Genomic DNA, 7,126 nt, shown 5'->3' on the forward strand with positions numbered 1-7,126 from the left:
ATGTGATAAGCGTTTTTCTGCCGTTTGCATATACTGGTATCAAAATCACGACTTTAAAAAGGAGAGATATAAATGGCAAGAAAAAAACAACCTAAATATAATGTAGGAGATATAGTCGTGATTACGCTATATGGAACTGTTGGCAAAATTACAAATATGAAAATATTAGATGGCGTTTATGTATATGAAGTTAATAATCATGATGGATATTACGTGGAACAAACACTTCAACATGTTACGGAACAAGAAATGAAAAAAGGTGAAACAGAATGGATTGAATTACGCTATCATTTTACGTTCGGTGATCTTGTGCAAGTTACGGGATATGATAAAGATGTTTTTCGTATCGTTGGGTTTCGCACAGAGGTGTGGCGGTATAAAAATGATGCCTGGGAAGATACAATATATGAATTATCGAGAATTACAGATGGTGAGTGGTTAGAGGCTGATGAATCAGATTTAACTTTGCTTGCGAATGCACAAACTGCTAATGCAATCTTGAAAAAAATGAAACAAGATAAAGCCGGGATGAATAAATTAGATTTAGGAAAATTGAAGTCAATAAACAACTCAAAAAAGGTGAGTATTAAAACAAGCAGACAAGAAATTATTGATGGATTATTAGATATTTATAACGACTATCAATTATTATACGAAACATTTCAAGATGAAGAATATAAAATTGTTATGGATGTCGTCCATAATTATTTAGTTAAATTAACAGAGAAAAAATAGTTAGAAAGCAAGAAGAAATTGAACAAAAATATATATTGTGTACGGTATACCTACAATAGTTAAAAAAATAATAAGCCCTTTAATGATAGAGTCTGCCCATTTATCTTCATGCATGAACTCTTCTTTTCTTTGCTCTATTTCATATTGATATTCCATTCGTATTTCCCCCTTCAAATTGCTTGTACTACATCGTATGCTGCAAGATGAAAGGATATGACAGACAAGTAAGTATGATTTGGAAAAGAAAATCTATTTTTCTAATCTCGTATACATAATTTTGAAATTTTTTCATAAAACAGAAATAAAGGGGTGATGCTCATGAAGGAAATTGAAGTCGTAATTGATACGGAAGAAATTGCGGAGTTTTTTTATGAGCAACTAATTGAGAGAGGGTATGTACCAAAGCGAGAAGAGATTGAAGATCTCGCTGATATTACATTTGAATATTTACTAGAAAAATGTATGATTGATGAAGTGTTTGATGAGGATGAAGGGTGAAAGTAACGACGGGATCTACTCGTCGTTTTTTACACTTCAAAATTCTTTCTTTACAAACTTGTCACAAACATAAAGCGTAATTATTGATATAATAAAAAGAAAACTTTAAGCAAGAGGTGAAGGGATGTTCAAAAAAATTATTGATTCTTTACTAGGAAAGAAGAATAGATATCGTTCGTATTCAAGTAGTCATTATCGTCATAGAGGTCGTTCGTATTCAAGTAGTGATTATAACAAGAGGAGAAATTCTCATGGCTATGGACATCAGCATTATAAAAGAAAGCGTAAAAGCCGCAGCTTTTTTTCAAGTAGTTGATGAAATGGCGTGATATACTCGCCTGGTTTGATAGACCGCTGCGTATGGATACAATTGTCTCGCAGCGCTATAAAATTGAATCAGTAATTGGAATGGGCAGCTATGGCTTTACATATATCGTTTATGATTTGCAAACGAAAGAAAAAAGAGTTTTGAAACAGTTAAGACAAAGTAAGCAAAAATATATGTCAGGTAGAAGGTCATTCGCACAGGAGCAAGCGATTTTAGAGCAGTTAGATCATCCGGCAATACCGCGCTTATATGACGGCTTTATATGGAAAAAACAGCCGTTTTTTGTAATGGAGTACATGCCAGGTAAGAATTTTGAAGACTTCATTTTCAAAGATGGACATGTATATGAAGAGCGTGAGGTTTTTCAGATTTTATATAAAGTACTTGAGCCAGTTTCTTATTTTCATAGTAAAGGTATTATTCACCGAGACTTACGAATTCCTAACATTTTAATAAAAGAGGAGCAGATTAGTATTATCGATTTTGGATTAGCTAGATTTATAGAAGAAATCGATGAACGAGCATCTACCTATGAAGGAGAACAAGCCTATATGCGAGAAATTCACTATCGTAGTGATTTTTATGCGCTAGGCCACTTTACATTATTTTTATTATACTCTGGCTATGAATCTACTGCAAAAGAAGAAAGGCCATGGTACGAAGAGTTACAGCTAATGAAAGAAAACTGTGAAATTATTATGCGAATGCTACGGATGAAGCCTCCTTATTACGAAAATATACAAGAAGTTAGAGAAGATGTACGCCATGCATTAGAAAGGATGGGGGATACATGTTTCAAAAGTTTTTAGCAAGCGTTGGAATAGGAAATGCAAAAGTGGATACAGTTCTTGAGAAAGATGAATATTTAGTAGGAGAAGAAATTGTAGGTGTGGTTCATATTACGGGTGGATCAGTCAATCAACAAATTGAAAGCATTTATTTAACACTATCGACATTGTATATACGAGAAGTAGATGATAAAAAAGTAAGTGCTACATTCGATCTAGAACGAGTACGTTTAACCGAACCTATTACGATATCTCCAAATGAAAAAGTAGAAATTCCATTTTCATTCTCAATGCCAATTGAAGCGCCACTTACATTTGGAATGAAAACGGTTTGGATTCATACAGGTCTTGATATTAAGCACAGTATTGATCCGAGTGATCGTGATTACATTCAGGTGCTACCGAATGTGTTATTAAACAGTGTTTTAGATAGCGTAAAACAATTAGGATTTAGGCTTCGTCAAGCGGAGTGTGAAGAATTACCACGTCATTTACGTGCCAATATTCCATTTGCGCAAGAGTTTGAGTTCATTCCAGTTTCCGGACAGTATTATGGCAAATTGGATGAATTGGAATTATTAATTTTACCACGTGCTTATGATCGTTTGGACATTATTATGGAAGTTGACAGAAAAGCCCGTGGGTTAGCAGGTTTATTTTCAGAAGCTTTAGACTTAGATGAAAGAGTTGTTCGCTTTACTGTAACACGTGAAGACATTCCAACGATGCAGCAAAAAATTAACAGTTATATTTCTTAATAAATGATGCATAAAAAAGAAATGGGGAGGAAAACTAAAACAACCGCTCCATTTCTTATTTTTATATAGTGAGGTTATGTATGTGAAACGATATCGACATGTATACTTGTTAAGTACGTTACTCATTTGTTTTGTCGGATTATCACTTTCGTATCATACCGCTTGTGTTGAGAGATTTGATGATGTTATTTCCAAATTTATCCAAGGTTTTCGGAACGATTATTTGACAGCTTATTTTACCTGGATGTCTTATATTGGTTCAAAAAAAATATATTTTCCAGTATTAATCATAGTTGTAATGTACTTTCTCATTCGAAAAAAGTTGTTAAGTGCGTTATTTTTAATCGTTAATTATTATGGATCTCGTTATCTTAACAGCCTCTTAAAATTATGGTACGAGCGCCCAAGACCGGATGTCACGCAGCTTGTTACAGCTACAGGGTATAGTTTTCCGAGCGGCCATACGATGAATGCTACAGCATTTTTAGGGTTTATCGCCTATGTAACAATCACAGAACATCGCATTACACTGCATAAAAAGTTGTTGCTTATTTTTATTACATGTTTTGTTATATTTTCTATTTCTGTTAGCCGTGTATATCTCGGTGTCCATTATCCATCCGATATATTAGCGGGCTGGGCAGCGGGTGGAAGTTGGCTTATTTTATGTATTATGTTTCATCAAGCATTCATCAAAAAAGAACCTATGTCATCATAGGTTCTTTTTGCATAGGTTCAACATGAATATGAGTGTGTAAAATTCCAAATTTTCGTTCTAACATTTCTTCAATTTTATCGGTAATATGATGGCTTTTACTCACGTCCATATGGGCATCTACTTCAATCGTAATATCCACATACGTTTGGTTTCCATACATACGTGCGCGAATATCAACAATATGTTCAACACCAGAAACGAGTCTGACAGCTTGTGAATATTCCTCCATTTTATCCGGATCAATGCCGTCAGTTAACATATGAGAAGCTTCTATAAAGATGTCCCACGCGGTTTTGCAAATAATAAAGCCAACGATTAACGCCGCAATTGGATCGAGGATAGGCATGTGGAACTGTGATGCTACAATGCCGACAACTGTACCTATACTCACGAGAGCATCTGATAAATTATCTTTTGCAGCGGCTTCTAATGCTTTACTCTTTGTTCGCTGCGCAATTTTATTATTATATTTGTACACGACGTACATGATGACAGCACAAAATAAGGCAACCCATGCCGCAAGTACATTTGGTGCTGTTTTTTGCGGATTGAAAAACGATTGAATTGCACTTACGATTACTTCTAAGCTGACCGTCGCCATAATAAAGGAGGCAACAAGTGAAGCGATTTGTTCTGCACGTGAATGTCCGTATGGATGATCCGGATCACGGGGCTTACGAGAAATTTTAAGACCAATTAATACAGCTAAAGAAGCACCAATATCTGTTAAGTTATTTAAACCATCCGCCCGTAATGCACTGGAAAGGGCAATATAGCTAATTACGATTTTCAGTGATGATAAAAATATGTAGGCGATAATGCTGACAATAGCTCCTTTATCAGCTTCTTTATTAGAAAGTGAATTCATAATGATCACTCACCTTTCTGTTGGGAAATTCTTTCTATTAATAGAGTATCAAACGAAACTCGTGTGGGTCTATACAAACATTGTTGACGCTTTATATTTTTTTAAGTAGGGGATAACAAAGTTTCGCAAAGGAAAAATATGTTGCAAAGTACAAAGTGAGAAAAGGTAAAAATTTCATCGGATTTCCTTTGCGATATAAGGAAGGGGGAAGATGCGAAAAATATTATCCTGCTTTTTACGATCCTTAGTATCACAGGGGGTAAGTCGTCCAATGAGGAAGCAAGATATTTCTATGCTATCGATATCTATTTCGAAAGGATTTGGCGGTTTAAATGAAGCTTATTTTATGAATATTAAAAATTAAAGGGGATTAGTAATCTGCTATATGATTTGTTAATTACATATAAAAATGGAGATGTATCTTGGAGATGAAGGAGAAAGAAGTATCCTAATGTATATTGGTCAGGAGGAAATAGCCTATTACACTTCTGAAGAAATGACTAAGTAATTACGAAAGAAAATCATTAAAAAAGACTAAAAAAGTGCCTCTGAAAGAATATATCTCAGAGGCACTTCTTCTATTTTAGTATGCTTCTAAAAACTCAGTAACTTGCTCTTCTGTTTTTGCATTCGCACTATGTAAATGACCAAGTTTTTCACCATTTTGATACACTAATAAGCTAGGAATTCCCATTACTTGATACTCTTCTGCAATACTTGGGAACTCATCTTTATTAATAGAATACCATTCGAATTTCTGGAACTCTTCCATTACATCTCCGATAAAGTTATCCATACGTACACAATCTGGGCACCATGTAGTGAAGAACTTAACTACTACTGGCTCCTCGCTTGCGATAATATCCTTGAATTCCTTTTCAGACTTGATTTCTTTCATGTTTTTTGCTCCTTTCAATTTTATACGAATCTGCTAGTATTTTTATGCAAAATCCGTATTTGCAAACATTTTACAAACATTAGTGTTTTTGAAATAGATTATTTGCAAAATCTTCAACTGCTTTTTCTTGTAGTCCTGGTACGACATGCGAGTAGGTGTCTAAAGTGATGCCTACTCTTTTATGTCCTAAACGTTTACTTACAATCTTCGGATGAATACCTTGTCTCAACATTAGAGTTGCATGGGTATGCCTTAGATCATGGAACCGAATATCAGGAACCTCACTTTTCTTTATAAGCTTTTTCCAGAGCTGTGTCAAATTTCTGAAATTGCAAGGATTACCGTTGACGGTAGGGAAGACCAAATCATAGTCGTTATATTCACTTCCGTAACGTTCTTTTTCTACATGTATTCGTTCATGATGTTCTTCTTTCAAAATCAATGTCTTTCCATTGTAGACCTAGTATTTCACCTTTACGCATTCCACAAGTGATTGCAAGAAGATAAGCTACATAATAACGACTATCCTGAGCATTTTTTAAAAAACGCAGTACATCTTCCTCAGACCAAGTGTTTACTGTTTTTTCTACACCTTTAGGTGGACTTACAACATCCGCAACATTCTTTTTAACAATTTTATGTCTCATTGCATAAGAAAGGGCAGTACGAATAATCTGATGTATACTTCGTACCGTAATGGGCTTCATACTTTCTGATAGATCACTATAAAATTTTTCAAGATCTATATCCTTTAATTTTTGCATTGGAATGTTACTGAGTTTTGGTATAATACGATTATTAATATGTCTACTATAGTTATAGTACGTGGTTTCTCTAAGATTTATCTTCCTAGCTTCAAGATATTGAATAAAGAATTCACGTACTCTCATTTTTGTGGGCTCGATATACGAGCCTTCTTCTATTTCTACGATTCTTTTAGCCATATCGGTTTGTGCTTCTTTTTTCGTTTTATATCCTGAAAACCATTTTTGGCGTCTTTTGCCCGTTTCAGGATCGGGACCAATGTCTACTATTATTGTTCACTTCGAACCTGATATTATCCCCTTAAGGTAGACAGTGTAAAAAGACCATGAACAAACATGGATGTTACACTTCTACTTGGAGGGGATTTTATTATGGTTAAAAAAGGGGTTAAATTTCAAACTTATTCAGATGAATTAAAGATACAAGTTGTAGAAAGTTTTTTAAATGATGAGGGTAGCCAATCAGCTATAGCGAAGAAATATGGGCTTAAAAGTAGAACACAGTTAATGGATTGGGTTCAGAAATATCAAGAAACAGGTGGTATTTCAGACTCACGGGGGAAAAACAACGGTAATAAGGGCTTCAAAAACCCCTTGAAAGGTCGTTCTCGTACGAAATTCGATAGTATGGAAGAAGAATTAGAATACTACAAGGCACAGGTGGCTTACTTAAAAAAGTAGTATCCAAATCTGTAGAGGCCACTGAAAAACTTTCGTTTTTCATCTCATAAAACACATGTAAAACAAAAAAGGCGACTTTTCGTTCAGTTT

At 34.6% G+C, this 7,126-nt stretch carries 10 protein-coding genes and 1 pseudogene; 7 read left to right on the plus strand and 4 right to left on the minus strand.

The genetic code is table 11. From position 1 onward, the window contains the following. Positions 1-72 precede the first annotated feature (72 nt). Positions 73-735, plus strand: a complete 663-nt coding sequence (locus tag JDS96_RS19125; protein WP_006094764.1) for a hypothetical protein — start codon at positions 73-75, stop codon at positions 733-735. Here JDS96_RS19125 and JDS96_RS19130 read toward each other — a convergent pair whose 3' ends face one another. Then, on the minus strand, positions 736-891 hold the full coding sequence (locus JDS96_RS19130) for a DUF3930 family protein (RefSeq protein WP_003197522.1): 156 nt from the start codon (positions 889-891) through the stop codon (positions 736-738). A 162-nt stretch (positions 892-1,053) separates the two neighbouring features. On the opposite strand from JDS96_RS19130, the gene JDS96_RS19135 reads away from it, so the two are divergent. From JDS96_RS19135 to JDS96_RS19155, 5 genes are all read left to right on the plus strand, one after another. Continuing rightward, positions 1,054-1,233, plus strand: coding sequence for a YozD family protein (locus JDS96_RS19135; RefSeq protein WP_003197525.1), 180 nt, complete (start codon positions 1,054-1,056; stop codon positions 1,231-1,233). A gap of 124 nt (positions 1,234-1,357) precedes the next feature. Next, positions 1,358-1,549, plus strand: coding sequence for a hypothetical protein (locus JDS96_RS19140; protein WP_199667700.1), 192 nt, complete (start codon positions 1,358-1,360; stop codon positions 1,547-1,549). Beyond that, positions 1,549-2,370: a serine/threonine protein kinase gene (locus JDS96_RS19145; protein WP_097794998.1), complete on the plus strand. Its 822-nt coding sequence runs from the start codon at positions 1,549-1,551 to the stop codon at positions 2,368-2,370. The genes JDS96_RS19140 and JDS96_RS19145 overlap by 1 nt, the downstream gene beginning before the upstream one ends. Beyond that, positions 2,352-3,107, plus strand: a complete 756-nt coding sequence (locus tag JDS96_RS19150; RefSeq protein WP_199667701.1) for a sporulation protein — start codon at positions 2,352-2,354, stop codon at positions 3,105-3,107. Before JDS96_RS19145 ends, JDS96_RS19150 begins: the two co-directional genes overlap by 19 nt. An 82-nt stretch (positions 3,108-3,189) precedes the next feature. Beyond that, positions 3,190-3,825 carry a phosphatase PAP2 family protein gene (locus JDS96_RS19155; protein ID WP_199667702.1) on the plus strand — a complete coding sequence of 212 codons (636 nt, stop codon included), beginning with the start codon at positions 3,190-3,192 and terminating at the stop codon, positions 3,823-3,825. On the opposite strand, the gene JDS96_RS19160 is transcribed toward JDS96_RS19155, so the two are convergent. The 3 genes and pseudogenes from JDS96_RS19160 to JDS96_RS33290 all read right to left on the minus strand — a co-directional run bounded on the left by JDS96_RS19160 (position 3,812) and on the right by JDS96_RS33290 (position 6,628). Then, a complete protein-coding gene (locus JDS96_RS19160) occupies positions 3,812-4,693 on the minus strand; it encodes a cation diffusion facilitator family transporter (RefSeq protein ID WP_199667703.1) in 882 nt (293 codons plus the stop codon). The genes JDS96_RS19155 and JDS96_RS19160 overlap by 14 nt on opposite strands. 583 nt (positions 4,694-5,276) lie before the next feature. Then, positions 5,277-5,591 (minus strand): thioredoxin family protein, encoded by a 315-nt coding sequence (locus tag JDS96_RS19170; protein WP_016114761.1) that lies wholly within the window; start codon positions 5,589-5,591, stop codon positions 5,277-5,279. 79 nt (positions 5,592-5,670) lie between these two features. Then, positions 5,671-6,628 (minus strand): annotated as a pseudogene (locus tag JDS96_RS33290) (site-specific integrase). Positions 6,629-6,727: 99 nt separating this feature from the next. On the opposite strand from JDS96_RS33290, the gene JDS96_RS19190 reads away from it, so the two are divergent. Beyond that, a complete protein-coding gene (locus JDS96_RS19190; protein ID WP_199667706.1) occupies positions 6,728-7,036 on the plus strand; it encodes a helix-turn-helix domain-containing protein in 309 nt (102 codons plus the stop codon). Positions 7,037-7,126: the final 90 nt, after the last annotated feature.

It is taken from the genome of Bacillus cereus group sp. N21 (assembly GCF_016483395.1).
Lineage (GTDB): Bacteria > Bacillota > Bacilli > Bacillales > Bacillaceae_G > Bacillus_A > Bacillus_A pseudomycoides.

Coding starts and splice junctions, on each gene's coding strand:
- JDS96_RS19125 (WP_006094764.1), top strand. CDS start 73: ATGGCAAGAAAAAAACAACCTAAATATAATGTAGGAGATATAGTCGTG.
- JDS96_RS19130 (WP_003197522.1), bottom strand. CDS start 891: ATGGAATATCAATATGAAATAGAGCAAAGAAAAGAAGAGTTCATGCAT.
- JDS96_RS19135 (WP_003197525.1), top strand. CDS start 1,054: ATGAAGGAAATTGAAGTCGTAATTGATACGGAAGAAATTGCGGAGTTT.
- JDS96_RS19140 (WP_199667700.1), top strand. CDS start 1,358: ATGTTCAAAAAAATTATTGATTCTTTACTAGGAAAGAAGAATAGATAT.
- JDS96_RS19145 (WP_097794998.1), top strand. CDS start 1,549: ATGAAATGGCGTGATATACTCGCCTGGTTTGATAGACCGCTGCGTATG.
- JDS96_RS19150 (WP_199667701.1), top strand. CDS start 2,352: ATGTTTCAAAAGTTTTTAGCAAGCGTTGGAATAGGAAATGCAAAAGTG.
- JDS96_RS19160 (WP_199667703.1), bottom strand. CDS start 4,693: ATGAATTCACTTTCTAATAAAGAAGCTGATAAAGGAGCTATTGTCAGC.
- JDS96_RS19170 (WP_016114761.1), bottom strand. CDS start 5,591: ATGAAAGAAATCAAGTCTGAAAAGGAATTCAAGGATATTATCGCAAGC.
- JDS96_RS19190 (WP_199667706.1), top strand. CDS start 6,728: ATGGTTAAAAAAGGGGTTAAATTTCAAACTTATTCAGATGAATTAAAG.